The following is a 17,660-nucleotide window of genomic DNA, read 5'->3' as shown; positions in this document are numbered from 1 at the left end:
CCCCCTTCAAACACATAAAAGGAAACACCCATGAGCAAGGTATTAGTTCTTAAATCCAGTATTCTGGCAGGGTACTCTCAGTCTGGTCAGTTGTCTGATTATTTTGTTGAACAGTGGCGTGAAAAGCACTCTGCTGATGAAATCACTGTCCGTGACCTGGCAGCAAATCCTGTACCGGTACTGGATGGCGAACTGGTGGGTGCGATGCGCCCGAGCGATGCACCGCTGACGCCGCGTCAGCAGGAAGCGCTGGCGCTGTCCGATGAGCTGATTGCTGAGCTGAAAGCGCATGATGTGATTGTTATCGCCGCGCCGATGTACAACTTCAACATCCCAACTCAGTTGAAAAACTACTTTGACCTGATTGCCCGCGCTGGTGTGACTTTCCGTTATACCGAGAAAGGCCCGGAAGGTCTGGTGACGGGTAAACGCGCTGTGGTGCTGACCAGCCGTGGTGGTATCCACAAAGATACACCAACCGACCTGATCACGCCGTACCTGAACGTATTCCTGGGCTTTATCGGCATCACCGACGTGAATGTCGTCTTTGCTGAAGGTATTGCTTACGGCCCGGAAGTGGCGTCTAAAGCACAATCCGACGCGAAAGCCGCTATCGACAGCGTAGTTGCTGCCTGATAATTCCCCCTCTCACCGTCCGGTGAGAGGGTTTCTCCGGCACTTACTTCTTTACCTGTACCCGTATCTGTTTGCCGTGAATGCGATTAATATCACGCCAGATGGTTGCATAATCCCTGCATTTCGCCAGATTCTCTTCCCAGCAATGAAGCAAAAATTGTTCAGGCTCCGCGACATCCCGGCTTAACAGTTTGAATACCCAACGATTCCAGACATACCACTTGAGAAGCCACATGATTTCACCCCACAACGCGACCGGTGTTGGACTATATCAGCATCCATTTTATGCCGTGTGGCAACTATTGCGATGTCGATGAGTAATTTAGATGGATGCTACACAAGCAGTACCAGCCAGACAGCCCACAGAACAATAACCAAACGAAGCGTGTACCGACACTGTTGCAATGCGCCTGACTGCCGGTCGGCCAGCGTTAACGTTTTCAGTCGCTCACGACGCCAGATAAAGCACAGAGCATCACCTGCCTGCACATTGTTATGTGCAGTGATCAGCGAAAAATAGCGCTCGTCGAGCCATAATCGCCAACAGCCAAACCAGACAATGGCGCACAGCAGCGCGATAATGGCACGCAGGATACCTGGCGGTGCGGCAAAGAGCACCCACACCATCGGAGCGAGGGAAAAAAGCAGGATGAAGCGCCAGCTTGCCAGCGTGTGCCGCAGCAAACCATGCCGAAGCATCTCATCTTCTGTTACGTTGTCACTTTCCGTTGCCATTGTTGCAGCATCTCCAGATGTTTATCAGTCAGCACCACCTGCGGTCGACACGCACGGATCTGTGCCACGGCCTGCTCTACCGTGGTTGCATGGCCATGGCGTAACAGCCACGCCGCAATCACCATCGCACTACGCGATAGTCCTAAAGCACAATGCACCAGCACCGTACCCTGCGTCTCACGCAGGGTCTCCAGACTGCTCACCGCCTGCTGAAGTTCAGCTTCATTCGGGATCACTAAATCCAGCATTGGTACGCAGTGATACGTTCGTGAGGCCGTCGCCCGTCCACGAGGAAACTCAAAGGTCACGTCCAGTACCGCATGTTGTGCTGGCTCCTGGCGCGGAAAACTACCGAGATACACTCCGGGTACCACCGAACTTACCGCAGGCAAACGGCGGGTAAACCAACGCATCGACAGCCACATTCCTGCTCGCCATGGCAATGACAGCCAGTAAACAGCAGGAGGGAGTCGGCCCTGCGAATCTTTCGCCGTCGTTGCCGCACCGAATCCAGCGTAGCCGCACCCGGCGATCAATAACGCCAGCGCAGGCCATAACAACCATGGCGTCAGCAACACTGCGGCAATGAAACATACGACCGCCCCCATCAGGTATCGCCGCAGCAACCTCACGCGCGCTGCATCCGGTTTACACCAGCGCCAGCGGCGTCGTTCCGGTACCATCCAGTCAATCAACATTCCTGCCGCCAGTCCGGTAATAATATCGATAAAATGATGTTGCCAGGTGGTAAGAACGGATATGGCGATCAGCAAAAACCAGCTATCACAGAGTCTGCGCCAACCGCCTGACAGGTAGCGACTGAAATGCCGCCACAACAGCCAGCAGAGAATAATATGCAGTGATGGCGACTGGTTATATGGCAGATCGAACTGCTCCAGTTGTGCAAACAGCCAACCCGCCGCCCCCGTCACTTCGGGACGCGTAAAGCTAAACTGCAACGGAAACAGTAAAAAACCACCGCAAGCAATCACCGATGCCAGTACCAGCCGGAGCACCAGTCGACGCTGCTCGAAACGCGTGGTGCAAATAAACAGGGATAATCCGTAAAACAGATCCAGACTCCAGTAAGGAAGAATGGTCCATGGAATAAAAGGAATGGCCGACTCCCAGTTAAAAACGATACTTCCAACGTTCTGATATTGCGCGTCTTGCCAGGCGGTAAACTGATTTACCTTGCCATACGTAAGGAAAAAAAAGGGCGCCAGCAGCAGTAACCAACCGACTGCCTGCACCATGACTTTACGCTGCTCAGGAAGCACGACGCACCGCCATGGAAACGGTGAAAATTCCCCACTCATCAATCAGTTGTGTACACTTTTCAAAACCCGCGTCACGAACCAGTGCATCCATTTCCCCCTGCGTACGCACACGCATCACCCACGCTTTACCGTCTTTATGGCTGGTCAGCGACCAGGCGATCGTTTTTAGCTGTGGATGCCAGGGCTGCCCGGTATAGATCAACACGCCCCCCGGCTCTATCGCCTCAGCCAGCCCGGCCAAAGAGTTTTTGACCAGCGTGTTTTCAGGAAACAACTCGTATAAACCGGAGACAATCCCTAATGTGGGACGAGGCTCCAGCGCTGCCAATTGTTCGCGGTTGAAGGCATCACCTTGTTCAAAGTGCGCAATGTCAGTCATGCCTCTGCTTGCGATCATTTCGCGACCTTTATTCACGTTCAGCTCACTGTAATCGCGCAATAAAATTGAACTTACCGCAGGTTCGCCTTCCAGCGCATCGAGTACATAGCGTCCATGTCCGGCAGCAATATCCACCACATGCACTGACGTGCCCTGCTCCGCCAACTGTGCGACTGCCTGGCTAATCAGCCTCTGCAAATGAACCTTACGCTGGCGGATCCCCTGCCAGCCGACATTGTTCAGGTAGTTTTTGTCAATTAAACGCCCCAACGCACTGCTGCCCTGAGGCTGGTTGCGATAGACATAATCCAGCGTACTACCGGAATCAAAACCGGTGTCAAATCCCAGACGTACGCCCGTAGATTGCGTCCCCAGAAGCTTCATGCCATAGCGCAAACCGCGGTACGCTAGATCTTCAAGAGAATACGGCTCAGGTCCGCCATTGAGCATCCGCCAGGTATCCGCTCCCGGGCTCCAGCGGTCTTCGTTACTGTAATCAAAACGCTGCGCCGGCGTAGCATAGAGCGTCGTAATAAAATCGCGCATTTTATCGAACGCCAGGTGCCGATCTTTTTCGCCCAGCGTGTCGTGGTAAAAACCCGGCAGCACGTGCAATTCTTTAAGTGGGTTTCTCAGACGCTGATAAAAATCAATCTGCGGCTGGCGATGCACAACGAAATCATCCGCGGACACCAGCAACTGTACAGGTAACGTAATGGCAGCGGCATCGCTGACAATTCGCTCTGCCGTTTTGTAGAGATCCAACAGGATGTTTACCGCAATGGCCCGGGTGATCTGAGTATCAAGGTTAAAGCTGGCCACGCGATCAACATCGTGCGTCAGGTATTTGCCTTTAACATAAGAATTAACGAAGAACAGGCCACGCAGCCGGTGCAGCAACGTTAACCCCTGGCGGGCAAACGGCACATACAATTTCACTTTGAAAGCCGGTGACGCCAGCACCAGTCCACGAATATCAGGCGCATAGTCATGTGCCCAGGTTGCAGCCAGTACCGCGCCTACGCTTTGGGCTACGACGACCACATCTTCCATTGCGGCCTGGCTGTCTGCTGCGGCGAAACGTACGAATTCTTCAACATCCTGCACCGAGCGCGCCAGCGAGGGGCTATAACCACGCTGGCCCGGCGAGTGTCCGTGACCACGTGCATCCCAGGCATAGAATACGGTGTCCGGCATCGCCAGTTCGTCCACAATATGCTGCAGCCGCCCGGAATGTTCGTGTCCACGATGGAACAGAACAATCACTTTGGGTGTCATGCCCGGCGCAGGCGCAGGCCAGTGACGATAAAACAGCACGGTGTTATCGCTGGTCAAAAAATTTCGCTCGTCTGGCACTCGTGTATTATTCATGTGGCTGCATTCCTGTGGTTTGTTGCTGTAGCAGCAACAACTGCTGCCTGAGTTCGTCCATGAAGCGGTGTTTATCATCATGAAAACGCAATGCTCTGCCAATATTGACGTCAATAAACAGCGGCAGCGGTATCCGATTCCCTTTCGCCATTACGTGTTCCGTCCCACGTAGCCAGACGGGAATAATCGGCACGTCCGACACTCGCTGGCTCAGATGCCATAACCCAGATTTAAGTGGTGACAGTTTTCCCGGCTCGCCGCGCGTGCCTTCCGGGAAGAGGATCAGGATCTTGCCGTCGCGTAATGCCTGTTCACACTGCGCCAGTAGATTGGTTTCTCCGCCCTTACGCGAAATGGGAATAATGTTGAGAATATTCAGCGCAAACCAGGCCATCACCTTATTACGCAGGAAATAATCAGCAGCAGCCACAGGATGAATAGACGCCTGGCGGCGTAGCGGAAAGAGCGAAAGGAGTGCAAACACGTCCATATGACTGTTGTGATTGGCGACAATAATCGCCGGGCCACGAGTGGGTAGACGCTCCCGATGCCTGATACGCAACCCAAGCCACAGCCATATCACTGGCCAGACAATGCAAAGCGTAAACAGCGTTCGCAGAATTGAGCTCATCATAAGTTAGTAGCAAAAGTAGCGGATGAAATGGAAAAAAACAGGAGCGGTGAAGATCAGAGAATCCAGTCGATCAAGAATGCCACCATGGCCTGGCAGCAGTGTTCCGCTATCCTTCACGCCGATATCACGTTTTATTGCCGACATCACCACATCGCCACAAAAACCGCTGAGGCCGATAATAAAACCTGCCAGCAGCGACAACGGTAAGTTTAATGGTGTCATGACTGGCCCAAGCACCGCCGCCATCAGCGTAGTCGTTGCCACGCCGCCGACCAGTCCCGCCAGCGTCTTGTTAGGGCTGACCTTAGGCATAACCTTGATACGCCCAATCGATTTGCCCCACAGGTACTGCGCAATATCGTTGAATTCCGTTAATCCCACCAGGAAGAGCACCAGTAATGCGCCAGTTTGTTTGCCATCATCAGGTAGCACCAGCAAAAATGCGACATGGCTGAACGCAAATACGGTGGTCATCAGGCTCCAGTGATGCTGCGAGACAAAACGTAAGAAGCCCTGCGTATCACCCGCAATCACCATACGAACCGGTAAGAATAAGAATGCATAGACCGGGATAAAGACGACAAACATGCCGTACCAGTTGATGCCAATCAACCAGTAGTTAATCGGAATAGCAATGAACATCCACAGCAGCGGCATGCGATCGGTTTGACGCGACGGTGCCAGCGTCAAAAACTCCTTTAGCGCCATAAAACTCACTAACGCAAAAAAGGTTAACGCTAGCCAGTGTGGACTTAAAATAGCCAAAGAAAACAAGACGATGATTACCCACCAGGTGCGAATGCGTAACGTCAGTTCCCGCCAGTCTTTGCCTGGTCGTCGCCACACCAGTAATCCATTCACCACCGTTGCAATCAACAGCAGCGCAAAAATGACCGCGAGTGACTTCTCTAACAGCATCATTTCACGACCTCGTTACGCAATGCACTTTTACAGCGATTAATTACCGTCCATAGCAGTAAGAGCGTAGCAATACCCCAAAGCACATTGTTCCACTGCACAACCTGTGGCCACAGCGCCAGTGCCAAACCCCACGCGCCAAATACCAACGCTCTGTCGCTTTTACCCAGCGGTCCGGCATAGCTGCGGACGCCATTAATCGTTTGTGCCAGGACGCCGCAAAACTCCGTCATCACCGCACAGAACAGCATCATCATAACCAGTAATACGTTACTGTCGGGGAGCAGCATAAACGGCAGGTAAAGCGCAATGTCGGAAAGAATGTCTCCGCTTTCATTGAGAATGGCCCCAAGTCGCGATTGTTGGTTGCATTCCCGCGCCAGCATGCCGTCCAGCGCATTGAGCGCCATCCGTATAAACAACACGATGGGCAGGAGAACAAAACACTCAGGTTGGGGGAAAATAACCAGCACTGCACCAGTCACAAAAGAAAGCGCCATCGCGGTAAGGGTAACGTGATTTGCCGTGACGCCTTTTTTATGTAACCAGAACATGACAGGCCGCAAAAGCGCCTGAAAGGCGGGCTTTATCTGATAAAGCGTCATCATCACTCCTTGATAATTTGTTGATTTAAATATAGTGGATTAATTAACCGTTGCCGCCTATTACTTTTTATGGGAGTAACTGAATAAATTGAGTTAATAAAAATACGCTATTGTTTTTTCAACCACTTACCATTTATACCCTGAACGTACTCACCCGGTTTAGCGCGAGCAACCAGCTTTTGCCCGGCCATTTTTGCTACTTCATCTGGCGGAATATTATTGCTCTCTGCCACTTGCTGATAGCTGGCGTTGCGCGCTTTATTAATCTCACTCACCAGTGCCTGCGTTTCGGCATCGGTTTGCAATGCAACCAGATAGCCATTGAGCGTTTCCCCTACTCGACCCTGAGTTCTGGCTTCATTCAGGGTCAATGCCCACGCATTGCTACTGAGTAAACTCAGGACGACCAGCGCCACTGCAAACTGTTTTCTCATCATGACCTCAGAACAAATCGCTGCGCGATTTCAATAAGCTTTCGACGTCTTTATCAACTTTGATATGGATCTCATGCTCGATTTTGACGTTCATATTAATAGTGATGGGCTCTTTTGGCGCAGCCACTTCGATTCTGGGAGTGCACCCTACCAGCAGAGATGAAGCCAGCAGACCCAGCATGGCAGCTATCGTTTTCATTGTTGTTCCTCACATTCCTTGCCTTCCGGGCAATGGGTTTCCGGCAGCGCTGCATTTTGTTCAAGCCATGCCTGTAAATTGTCGCCAAAACGCAAGCTGCGCCATAGCGTAAAGACGTTTTCCTCGTGGGTATAATTCAAATTAACTGTACCTACTTTGCCATCCACCCGACTATTGCCAGTCACGGTTGACTGCATGGTTAAGACACCGAGGTTATCCAGATTTATTTTCGTCCACGAATGGCTTATTTCCATATAACGCAGCCAGTTAATGGCCGCCCCCGCCGCCATGTTATCTTTGACGACCGCATCCGCGGTATCCTTATCAATACGCAACGTCATCGGCCCTGGATTAGTCAACCAGCCGTCTTTAATGATCCATTTTTCATTATCCAGCCATAATGGCAACGCGCCACTGACCGGGCCAGACATGGCGAACTGTTTGGGGTTAACCGCACTGATAAGCTCGCTGGAAGAGATATTCTGCACTCGCAATAAGGCCGGATCGTGCTGCGGCATCCGCAGTTGCTGCATGATGATTTTGCCCCCCAGCAGGTCAGCGCTGACATCGCTCAACAGTAACGGGTTGTTTTCACTCCAGGGGTACGCCCCCTGCAGATCGGCGGCGATATTTTTCACCGTCACCTGATTCACCACTTCCGCAATACGCAGTGAAATAGGCCCACGCGTACCCAGTTGCCATGCACCTTCACTAAACCGGAAAGGCAATACAAAATCGACACCGTTGATTTTGTTATCGGGCATCCAGGCGCTACCGCCTTTTAACACTCCATGACCGCCCGCTTCAAAGCCCTGCTCCGGGGCTGCCGAAAACGCGACCTGCGCATACAGCTCACCTTCTCGTAGCTTCATTTTCCAGTCAGGTGGGATCAGCGGTTGGAATACGGTGAGCGATTGTTTTGGCCACCAGGCCTGTCCGCGCAGGCGGATACCGTCCCAACGACCATTCAACTGTACGGGCCCAATCGCCCCAGCGTGAAGCTGGCCTTTGAACTGGAAGATTGTCGGATCGCTACCATCGATGCTGAACTTCAGCGTCGATGGTGGTAACACGCTTCCCCCGGTGAAGGTGGTGTTCCCTGCGTCCAGCGACAGCGCGCCGCTAAATGTCGGTTTGGTTGCATCCCGCACCCAGACTATCGGTTCGTCCATCACCAGACGTGGGTTTTCCACCTTCATCGTGCCGTATTGCAGATGATCAAATCCGGTGGAAAGATCAAATAGCTTCAGGGTGTTGTCATGCCATTCCCCCTTACCCGCTACGTCCCAACGGGCATGCATCGGCGTAAAGCTGCCTTCACCCCAATATCGCCACTGCCAACGACCAGCATCAGGAAGAAAATCATTTGCCAGGCCATCCAGATGCAGTTCAAAGCCCCCCATCTGGTTTTCATGCGCACGTAAAATAGCCTGCAGACGCCCATCCACACCGCGTTGCGTGACTTTTACCCCTGCCAGCGGCCAGCGAATCTCGTCAATATCCAGCGAATCAATCACCCGCCCACGTGAGCGCAGCAGCGCCCCTGGCTCGAAAGCCAATTGCGGATCGTTCAGACTTCCGGTGAGTCTCGCGGGTAATTTCGCGTAGAAGATCAGATCGCCCTGTTTCGCTTCACCGGTCAACTGTAGCGGCATCTCGCTACTATCCATGCCAAGCTTACCCGGCCCCAGCGTTAATACGGCATTTCCTTTACCGGCGTCGCCATGCGTCAGAACGTTCAGACGCCCACTCACCACCGCGTTTTCCAGTCCTGCCTGCCAGTTTTCAACTTTCATGCCCAGCCGGCCACTTAACGGGAATCCCTGATAAGGCCAGTTCCAGCGTCCGTCGCTGATGGTCAGTTGCTGGCGTGTTATTTCCCACGGAAGGTCAAGCAGCGGATCGGCATTATCCCGCGCCATGACGATCAGTTGTCCGCTGTTTTGTTGCCACTCCAGTTCGGCGTCCACAAGCGTAGGTTCTTGCGGCAAACTTAACGTCGCAACCGCATGACCGCTTACCGGCAGTCCATCGGGCACCAGTGGCATAGTAAATTCACCGACCAGTCTTACCGGCGGCTGGCCTTCAAATGCCGCAACATCCAGCTCAGTTACTGTGAGGTTTTGCCCGTGCAAACGCCCCTGGAATTTAACTTTTTCCCCCTGGTAACGCAGCTGTTGAGTGGAGGGAGTGAGCGAGAGTGACAGTTTTCCCTGCCATTCCTGCCATGGAGAGAGAATAAGTTTGTCGATGTTAATCCAGGTATTAGGCAGCATTGACTGCCATTCAGCCAGCGTTTTGGGCGCTACTGGCGACGGCTCTGTCTGTGGCAATTTGGCCAGGCAAGCTGAGTCCAGCTCGATGGTCCCGACATTCAGCAACCAGCGGCTGGGGTGAGACAGATCCGCCTGAGTAATACGCGCTAGCGGACAATCTTCAACCAGATAGCGGAGTTCAGGTATATGTAACCCATGCCGTGTCAGCCGCGGGCTCTCGTCCAGCGCGATGCGTGTTCCAACGGGTAACCAGATACCCACCAACGTAGGCACCCACAGGCCAAGCGTCATCACTAGCGTCAGCGGCACGAGAATCAATAATAAGAGGAGTGCCAGAACGGCTTTATATTTACCCTTCATGGGTAGTTAATATCCTGATTTAGCAAAAATTTAAGCCGGTTTAGGCCTGTATTGTGGCATGTTTAACTGGATATGCCCACATTAAGGATAGATAACCGTTTTATAGGCACGCTGTTACACGTGCCGTCGGGGATATTAAGATTCAGACTCAATGGGGCCTCAGTTGTCCATCGCTATGTTTAGGTCCTATACGACCAGCTTCTATCAGAATTTCTTCAATGAGTTCTTCGAGGCACTCCCTACCATGATGATCGCAGACCAGATGTACCTGCCGGGAAATCTCATCAGGTTTCATACCATCACATAATGCCGCCTTCAGCATTAAGGTGGCCCATCGTTTTGCTTCAGAGTGAGTTAGCATGACTCCTCCCGATATTTGCTACCTGTATAAGCGTAGCTGTCAGGATGTGATTCGGCTGGCTTTTTAACCACGTTGTCTTTACCGGCATGAGCTGGATGAAAATTCTCCAGTTGTTGAAAACGCGTAATCTGCCCACACTAACCAGATATACGTTGGAATTATTCATTACGTCTATGACTATCAATAACTTTTTATATTTTGTAAAATAATTTGAATTGGATTAATGTGACGTCAAAATCACTGGAGAAAGTCTTATGAAACTCGCCATCTATAGTACAAAACAGTACGACAAGAAGTATCTGCAGCAGGTTAACGAGGCTTTTGGTTTTGAACTTGAATTCTTTGACTTTCTGCTGACGGAAAAAACAGCCAAAACCGCCCATGGCTGCGAAGCCGTGTGCATTTTCGTCAACGACGATGGTAGCCGCCCTGTTCTGGAAGAGCTGAAAAAGCATGGCGTGAAATATATCGCGCTACGTTGCGCCGGGTTCAACAACGTCGATCTCGACGCTGCAAAAGAGCTGGGTATGCAGGTCGTACGTGTGCCAGCCTATTCACCGGAAGCCGTCGCTGAGCATGCGATTGGCATGATGATGACGCTGAATCGCCGCATTCACCGCGCTTATCAGCGTACCCGTGATGCCAACTTCTCTCTTGAAGGGCTGACCGGCTTTACCATGTATGGCAAAACAGCTGGGGTGATCGGTACCGGTAAAATCGGTATTGCGGCCCTGCGGATCCTGAAAGGTTTTGGTATGCGCCTGCTGGCGTTTGATCCCTACCCAAGCGCTGCTGCGCTGGAGTTAGGTGTTGAATATGTCGATCTTAAAACGCTATTTGCCGAGTCCGATGTCATCTCTCTGCACTGCCCGTTAACACCGGAGAATTATCATCTGCTCAATCACGAAGCCTTTGAGCAAATGAAAAACGGCGTGATGGTGATTAACACCAGCCGCGGGGCGTTGATCGATTCACAAGCCGCTATCGATGCGCTGAAAAACCAGAAAATTGGTTCTCTGGGTATGGACGTGTATGAAAACGAACGCGATCTGTTCTTTGAAGATAAATCCAATGACGTGATTCAGGATGATGTGTTCCGTCGCCTGTCGGCCTGTCATAACGTGCTGTTTACCGGGCATCAGGCGTTCCTGACCGCCGAAGCGTTAACCAGCATTTCTGAGACTACGCTACAGAATCTGGCACAAATCTCCAAAGGCGAAACCTGTCCAAACGCCCTCTTCTGATTTCCGTGCTCCCCTGGATTCAGGGGAGCATTTTCAGACAATCACCGATGATAAAACACTCAGTATCATTATTATATTGAATGTATTCCCGTCACAAACCCAGAGAAATAGAATGAAGAAAGTTGTCACGTTGATTGCGCTCAGCATGCTCATGGCTGGCTGTGTGAGCAATGGAAAAGTGTCCGTCAATCGCGAACAGTTGCAGCATCACCGCTTCGTTTTGCAGAGCGTCAATGGCAAGCCGGTAACCGTCGCCAATAACCCACCTGAATTAAGTTTCGGTGAAAATATGACGGTGTCGGGAAAAATGTGTAATCAGTTCCATGGTCAGGGCAAGCTGTCCGACGGTGAATTAAAAGTGAAAGACATGGCAATGACGCGCATGATGTGCGCCGATCCACAGCTTAACGCGCTCGACGGCATCGTCAGCGAGATGTTTAAGCAAGGCGCACAAGTTGATCTGACTGCTGACCAGTTAACACTGGCTACAGCAGAACAAACGTTGACGTTTAAACTGGCAGATTTAATGTAATAAAAGCAGTGGCTCAATAATTCCCACAGCTTCCGGCGGCAAGCGACTGCTCACTACAGCGTTTGCCGTTAGGTAATGCACACATGCCGATGGCAGAACCATCCAGTTGGCGTGCCACGGAGAGCGAACCTCCAATCATGGCGCAATTTGCCTCTCCAGAACTGGACATTGCGGCCTTCATCCCCGGTGCGACATGAGCGGCTGTTGCCTGCTGAACAGGTTCACTGCTGCACGCCGATAATAATAACGCGGCACACCCTACCCAAAACGCTGCGCGCATCTTACTCCCCTCTGAATATTAACCAAACGACACAGCCATAAATAATAGGCAGCGGAAACACTGCCGTCGAGAGGCAAAATGCGCATTTATGCGTGCTGTTTACATTTTCTGGCAATTTTTTGGCTACTCCTTTGATCAAACCATTCATTCTGATTATTCCCAGGACACAAAAGCGAAAATCTGTCTTTAGCGCTTTTGCTAAAATAGAAAGATAACTACAGGATCCGCCGCGGTTACGCGGGTCCCTCTTTTTGCGCAATGTAAGGGTGTCAGTATGATCACAATTGACGGTAATGGTGCGGTTGCTTCAGTCGCATTTCGTACCAGCGAAGTTATCGCCATCTACCCGATTACGCCCAGTTCGACGATGGCTGAACAGGCAGATGCCTGGGCCGGAAACGGGCTTAAAAACGTCTGGGGAGATACCCCTCGCGTCGTAGAAATGCAGTCAGAAGGCGGCGCAATCGCGACCGTTCACGGTGCATTGCAGACCGGTGCGCTCTCTACGTCGTTTACCTCATCGCAGGGCCTGTTGCTGATGATCCCAACGCTGTACAAACTGGCCGGTCAGTTGACGCCATTTGTGCTGCACGTTGCCGCGCGTACCATTGCTACTCATGCGCTGTCTATCTTCGGTGACCATTCCGACGTAATGGCAGTGCGCCAGACAGGGTGCGCGATGCTGTGTGCCAGCAGCGTGCAGGAAGCACAGGACTTTGCGCTCATTTCACAAATGGCCACTCTGAAAAGTCGGGTTCCGTTTATTCATTTCTTTGATGGTTTCCGCACATCGCATGAAATCAATAAAATTGTGCCGCTGGCCGATGACACGATCCTCAGCCTGATGCCGCAAGCTGAAATTGATGCGCATCGTGCCCGCGCGCTGAACCCTGAACATCCCGTTATTCGCGGGACATCTGCGAACCCGGATACCTACTTCCAGTCGCGTGAAGCGACAAACCCCTGGTACAACGCGGTTTACGAAAACGTCGAACAGGCGATGAACGACTTCGCCGCGGCGACGGGCCGCCAGTATCAACCCTTTGAGTATTACGGTCATCCACAGGCGGAACGTGTCATTATCTTGATGGGTTCTGCAATTGGTACCTGCGAAGAAGTCGTCGAAGAGTTACTTGCTCGTGGAGAGAAAGTTGGCGTCCTGAAAGTTCGGCTGTTCCGCCCATTCTCTGCCAAACATTTACTGCGCGCCCTGCCGGAAACCGTACGCAGCATCGCCGTTCTGGATCGCACTAAAGAGCCGGGTGCCCAGGCAGAACCGCTGTATCTGGATGTAATGACCGCGCTGGCGGAAGCCTTTAACTGCGGCGAGCGGGAAACCCTACCGCGCGTAATTGGCGGGCGTTATGGCCTTTCTTCCAAAGAGTTTGGCCCGGACTGCGTCATGGCGGTCTTTACTGAGCTGAGTAGCGCGAAGCCGAAACCTCGCTTTACGGTTGGTATCTATGATGATGTCACCAACCTGTCACTACCGCTACCGGAAAACACCCTGCCCGGTACCGCGAAGCTCGAAGCGCTGTTCTACGGTCTGGGCAGTGACGGCAGCGTGTCGGCCACCAAAAATAATATCAAGATTATCGGTAACTCGACGCCGTGGTATGCGCAGGGTTATTTCGTGTATGACTCGAAAAAAGCAGGCGGTCTGACGGTTTCTCACCTGCGCGTCAGCGAGCAGCCTATTCGATCAGCGTATCTGGTTTCACAAGCCGATTTTGTTGGCTGTCACCAACTGCAATTTATCGATAAGTATCAGATGGCCGAGCGCCTGAAACCAGGCGGGATCTTCCTGCTTAATACTCCTTACAACGTGGATGAAGTCTGGGCGCGTTTGCCGCAGGAAGTTCAGGCAGTACTGAATCAGAAGAAGGCCCGTTTCTACGTGATTAATGCGGCCAAAATCGCTCGCGAATGCGGTCTGGCAGCGCGTATTAACACCGTTATGCAAATGGCATTCTTCCATTTGACGCAAATCTTACCCGGCGACAGCGCGTTGGTTGAATTGCAGGGTGCTATTGCGAAAAGCTATAGCAGTAAAGGTCAGGATCTGGTTGAACGTAACTGGCAGGCGCTGGCTCTGGCGCGTGAATCCGTCGCCGAAGTGGCACTCCAGCCAGTTGACCCGCACAGCGCTAACCGCCCACCGGTGGTTTCTGATGCCGCGCCGGATTTCGTGAAAACCGTTACCGCGGCAATGCTCGCCGGTCTGGGTGATGCTCTTCCCGTATCCGCGCTGCCGCCAGACGGCACCTGGCCAATGGGCACCACGCGTTGGGAAAAACGCAATATCGCCGAAGAGATCCCCATCTGGAAGGAAGAGCTGTGTACCCAGTGTAACCACTGCGTTGCCGCTTGCCCGCACTCGGCAATCCGCGCCAAAGTGGTTTCACCAGAAGCGATGGAAAACGCCCCTGCCAGCCTGCATTCTCTGGATGTGAAATCACGCGATATGCGCGGTCAGAAATATGTCCTGCAGGTTGCGCCTGAGGATTGCACCGGTTGTAATCTGTGCGTCGAAGTGTGCCCGGCGAAAGACAGGCAGAATCCGGAGATCAAGGCCATCAATATGATGTCGCGCCTTGAGCATGTTGAAGAAGAAAAAGTTAACTACGACTTCTTCCTCAATCTGCCGGAAATAGACCGCACTAAACTGGAACGCATTGATATTCGTACCTCACAGTTGATAACGCCGCTGTTTGAATATTCCGGCGCCTGCTCGGGCTGTGGTGAAACGCCGTATATCAAACTGCTTACGCAACTGTACGGCGACCGCATGCTGATCGCCAATGCGACCGGCTGTTCATCGATTTATGGCGGTAACCTGCCCTCAACGCCGTATACCACCGACGCTAACGGTCGTGGGCCCGCGTGGGCAAACTCACTGTTTGAGGATAACGCCGAGTTCGGTCTGGGCTTCCGTCTGACGGTAGATCAGCACCGTGTGCGCGTTATGCGTTTATTGGAACAGTTTGCCGATAACATTCCGGCTGAACTGAATGACGCCCTGCACGCTGAAGCGACGCCAGAAGTACGCCGTGAACAAGTTGCCGCGCTGCGCCAGCACCTGAAAGATGTCGAAGGCGCACAGCAGCTGTTAACCGATGCCGACGCGTTGGTCGAGAAATCCATCTGGCTGATTGGCGGCGACGGCTGGGCTTACGATATTGGTTTTGGCGGTCTGGATCACGTCCTGAGTCTGACCGAGAACGTCAATATTCTGGTGCTGGATACTCAATGTTACTCCAACACGGGTGGACAAGCGTCGAAAGCCACACCGCTCGGGGCTGTCACCAAATTTGGCGAACACGGCAAGCGCAAGGCGCGTAAAGATCTTGGCGTCAGTATGATGATGTACGGGCACGTGTATGTTGCACAGATCTCTCTGGGCGCACAGTTGAACCAGACGGTGAAAGCGATTCAGGAAGCAGAAGCCTATCCGGGTCCGTCGCTGATTATCGCCTATAGCCCATGTGAGGAGCACGGTTACGATCTCGCGCTAAGCCACGATCAGATGCGCCAGCTGACGGCGACCGGATTCTGGCCGCTGTACCGCTTTGATCCGCGTCGTGCAGATGAAGGTAAATTGCCGCTGGCGCTGGACTCTCGCCCACCGTCAGACGCGCTGGCCGAAACATTGCTTAACGAGCAGCGCTTCCGCCGCCTGAATGCCCAACAGCCAGAAGTTGCTGAGCAGCTGTGGAAAGACGCCGCCGCCGATCTGCAAAAACGCTACGACTTCCTGGCCCAACTGGCAGGTAAAGCAGAAAAGAGCGGTGCCGAGTAATACATTTATCTCAATATTTGCCTGGAACCAAAAAAAAAGCCCGAACAGTTGTTCGGGCTTGTCAATTTATTCGCTGGCTAATTAATAATTACCATCAATATACCAACGAAAAATAAAACGTGACAATAAAGGCATATAACACGCGCAGAATAGCCCAACAAAATTCAATTGTATAATTTTTATTTTATATATTTTCACGCAACACATTCATCGCAATTATCATCATTTCCGTAGAATTATTTATTTAAGGTTTTACTTAAGGCGTAACAATTCATATTTATCTCTTTACGGAACTTCTCCTTTAGCATGCTTTTACTCCCTACATGGGTAGTCACAGGTTAATAAAAAAACTAAAGGATTATTTCAATGAACAGAAAAGTACTGGCTCTCGTAATTCCTGCCCTGCTGGCTGCAGGCGCTGCTCACGCGGCTGAAGTTTATAATAAAGACGGCAACAAATTAGATCTCTACGGTAAAGTAGACGGCCTGCGTTATTTCTCTGATGATGCCAACAAAGATGGCGATCAGACTTATGTTCGTGGCGGCTTCAAAGGTGAAACTCAGATCAACGATATGCTCACCGGTTACGGTCAGTGGGAATATCAGGTCAATGCCAACACCACTGAAGGCAACCGCAACAATAATTTCACTCGTCTGGCCTTTGCCGGTCTGAAATTCGGCGACTACGGCTCATTCGACTACGGCCGTAACTACGGCGTACTGTACGACGTAGAAGGCTGGACCGATATGCTGCCTGAGTTCGGCGGTGACTCCTACACCTATGCTGATAACTTTATGACCGGCCGTGCTAACGGCGTAGCAACTTACCGTAACACCGATTTCTTCGGTCTGGTAAACGGTCTGAACTTTGCACTGCAGTATCAGGGCGCAAACGAACAAGCGGGTGATGAGCAGGAAGGTACCGGTAACGGTAACGGCGGCGACCGTAACGTTCAGAACTCTAACGGCGACGGCTTCGGTATCTCCTCTACCTACGATCTGGGTATGGGCGTGAGCTTCGGTGCGGCATACTCTACTTCTGACCGTACTAACGAGCAGGTTAACGCAGGTAAAGCTGGCGGCAACGTTGCTGGCGGTGATACCGCTGACGCATGGACTACCGGCCTGAAATACGATGCCAACAACATCTATCTGGCAACCATGTACTCCGAAACCCGTAACATGACTCCGTACGGCGACAGCGGCGTAGCCAACAAAACCCAGAACTTCGAAGTCACTGCACAGTACCAGTTCGACTTCGGTCTGCGTCCGGCTGTGTCTTTCCTGATGTCTAAAGGTAAAGACCTGAACGCTACCGACGGTGACAAAGACCTGGTTAAATATGCTGATATCGGCGCTACCTACTACTTCAACAAAAACATGTCCACCTATGTTGATTACAAAATCAACCTGCTGGACGAAGACGACAGCTTCTACACTCGTAACAACATCTCTACTGATGACGTAGTTGCATTAGGTCTGGTTTACCAGTTCTAATCCGTCAGCCCGCTGGCAACAGCGGGCTCTCTTTATGTTCTAACAATTCTGTTTTATCCAGATCAAAACATTATATCTGTTGCGTTAAAACATCTCTCTGATAGATGATATCTTGCATTA

Annotated in this window: 16 protein-coding genes; 5 read left to right on the top strand and 11 right to left on the bottom strand. The window is 51.9% G+C overall.

Translation table 11 applies throughout. The annotated features are described in order from the left end of the window. Positions 1-30: 30 nt before the first annotated feature. The gene (gene azoR, locus OGV98_RS08865; protein WP_003843763.1) at positions 31-636 is read left to right on the top strand and encodes an FMN-dependent NADH-azoreductase; all 606 of its coding nucleotides are present in this window, start codon (positions 31-33) and stop codon (positions 634-636) included. A gap of 43 nt (positions 637-679) precedes the next feature. Here azoR and OGV98_RS23535 read toward each other — a convergent pair whose 3' ends face one another. The 10 genes from OGV98_RS23535 to OGV98_RS08820 all read right to left on the bottom strand — a co-directional run bounded on the left by OGV98_RS23535 (position 680) and on the right by OGV98_RS08820 (position 9,827). Further along, positions 680-871, bottom strand: coding sequence for a hypothetical protein (locus tag OGV98_RS23535; protein ID WP_003020344.1), 192 nt, complete (start codon positions 869-871; stop codon positions 680-682). Positions 872-969: 98 nt separating this feature from the next. Next, positions 970-1,371, bottom strand: a complete 402-nt coding sequence (locus OGV98_RS08860) for a hypothetical protein (protein ID WP_044710836.1) — start codon at positions 1,369-1,371, stop codon at positions 970-972. Beyond that, positions 1,347-2,651: a phosphatase PAP2/dual specificity phosphatase family protein gene (locus OGV98_RS08855; RefSeq protein WP_032935646.1), complete on the bottom strand. Its 1,305-nt coding sequence runs from the start codon at positions 2,649-2,651 to the stop codon at positions 1,347-1,349. The genes OGV98_RS08860 and OGV98_RS08855 overlap by 25 nt, the downstream gene beginning before the upstream one ends. Next, the gene (locus tag OGV98_RS08850) at positions 2,641-4,401 is read right to left on the bottom strand and encodes a bifunctional alpha/beta hydrolase/class I SAM-dependent methyltransferase (protein WP_210943541.1); all 1,761 of its coding nucleotides are present in this window, start codon (positions 4,399-4,401) and stop codon (positions 2,641-2,643) included. The genes OGV98_RS08855 and OGV98_RS08850 overlap by 11 nt, the downstream gene beginning before the upstream one ends. Next, positions 4,394-5,035 carry a lysophospholipid acyltransferase family protein gene (locus OGV98_RS08845; protein ID WP_202581294.1) on the bottom strand — a complete coding sequence of 214 codons (642 nt, stop codon included), beginning with the start codon at positions 5,033-5,035 and terminating at the stop codon, positions 4,394-4,396. The genes OGV98_RS08850 and OGV98_RS08845 overlap by 8 nt, the downstream gene beginning before the upstream one ends. A gap of 3 nt (positions 5,036-5,038) precedes the next feature. Then, positions 5,039-5,956, bottom strand: coding sequence for a phosphatidate cytidylyltransferase (locus tag OGV98_RS08840; protein WP_044710842.1), 918 nt, complete (start codon positions 5,954-5,956; stop codon positions 5,039-5,041). After that, the gene (locus tag OGV98_RS08835) at positions 5,953-6,558 is read right to left on the bottom strand and encodes a CDP-alcohol phosphatidyltransferase family protein (protein WP_032935638.1); all 606 of its coding nucleotides are present in this window, start codon (positions 6,556-6,558) and stop codon (positions 5,953-5,955) included. Before OGV98_RS08835 ends, OGV98_RS08840 begins: the two co-directional genes overlap by 4 nt. 107 nt (positions 6,559-6,665) lie before the next feature. Continuing rightward, positions 6,666-6,992 (bottom strand): YdbL family probable chaperone protein, encoded by a 327-nt coding sequence (locus OGV98_RS08830; protein WP_032935636.1) that lies wholly within the window; start codon positions 6,990-6,992, stop codon positions 6,666-6,668. A 7-nt stretch (positions 6,993-6,999) separates the two neighbouring features. Then, positions 7,000-7,191, bottom strand: a complete 192-nt coding sequence (locus OGV98_RS08825; protein ID WP_003020350.1) for a YnbE family lipoprotein — start codon at positions 7,189-7,191, stop codon at positions 7,000-7,002. Further along, positions 7,188-9,827, bottom strand: coding sequence for a YdbH family protein (locus OGV98_RS08820; protein ID WP_202581293.1), 2,640 nt, complete (start codon positions 9,825-9,827; stop codon positions 7,188-7,190). The genes OGV98_RS08825 and OGV98_RS08820 overlap by 4 nt, the downstream gene beginning before the upstream one ends. Positions 9,828-10,442: 615 nt before the next feature. Here OGV98_RS08820 and OGV98_RS08815 point away from each other — a divergent pair. After that, positions 10,443-11,432, top strand: coding sequence for a 2-hydroxyacid dehydrogenase (locus OGV98_RS08815; protein ID WP_003020354.1), 990 nt, complete (start codon positions 10,443-10,445; stop codon positions 11,430-11,432). A gap of 112 nt (positions 11,433-11,544) precedes the next feature. Beyond that, positions 11,545-11,964 (top strand): heat shock protein HslJ, encoded by a 420-nt coding sequence (gene hslJ / locus OGV98_RS08810; RefSeq protein ID WP_003840829.1) that lies wholly within the window; start codon positions 11,545-11,547, stop codon positions 11,962-11,964. Between the two features lie 13 nt (positions 11,965-11,977). Here the strand turns inward: hslJ and OGV98_RS08805 are convergent, their stop codons facing one another. Beyond that, positions 11,978-12,244 carry a putative hemolysin gene (locus OGV98_RS08805; protein ID WP_003020360.1) on the bottom strand — a complete coding sequence of 89 codons (267 nt, stop codon included), beginning with the start codon at positions 12,242-12,244 and terminating at the stop codon, positions 11,978-11,980. A 274-nt stretch (positions 12,245-12,518) separates the two neighbouring features. Here OGV98_RS08805 and nifJ point away from each other — a divergent pair, with 274 nt between their 5' ends. Together nifJ and ompC are read left to right on the top strand one after the other, a co-directional pair. Then, entirely contained in the window at positions 12,519-16,043 is a 3,525-nt protein-coding gene (nifJ, locus tag OGV98_RS08800) for a pyruvate:ferredoxin (flavodoxin) oxidoreductase (protein ID WP_061550118.1), read from the top strand. A gap of 366 nt (positions 16,044-16,409) precedes the next feature. Continuing rightward, positions 16,410-17,540, top strand: a complete 1,131-nt coding sequence (gene ompC / locus OGV98_RS08795) for a porin OmpC (RefSeq protein ID WP_044710856.1) — start codon at positions 16,410-16,412, stop codon at positions 17,538-17,540. The last annotated feature ends 120 nt before the right edge of the window (positions 17,541-17,660 follow it).

Origin of the sequence: Citrobacter sp. Cf136, from assembly GCF_030333815.1 — a bacterium.
In the GTDB taxonomy this organism is placed as follows: domain Bacteria; phylum Pseudomonadota; class Gammaproteobacteria; order Enterobacterales; family Enterobacteriaceae; genus Citrobacter; species Citrobacter freundii.
This window is presented reverse-complemented; position numbering and strand designations above follow the sequence as displayed.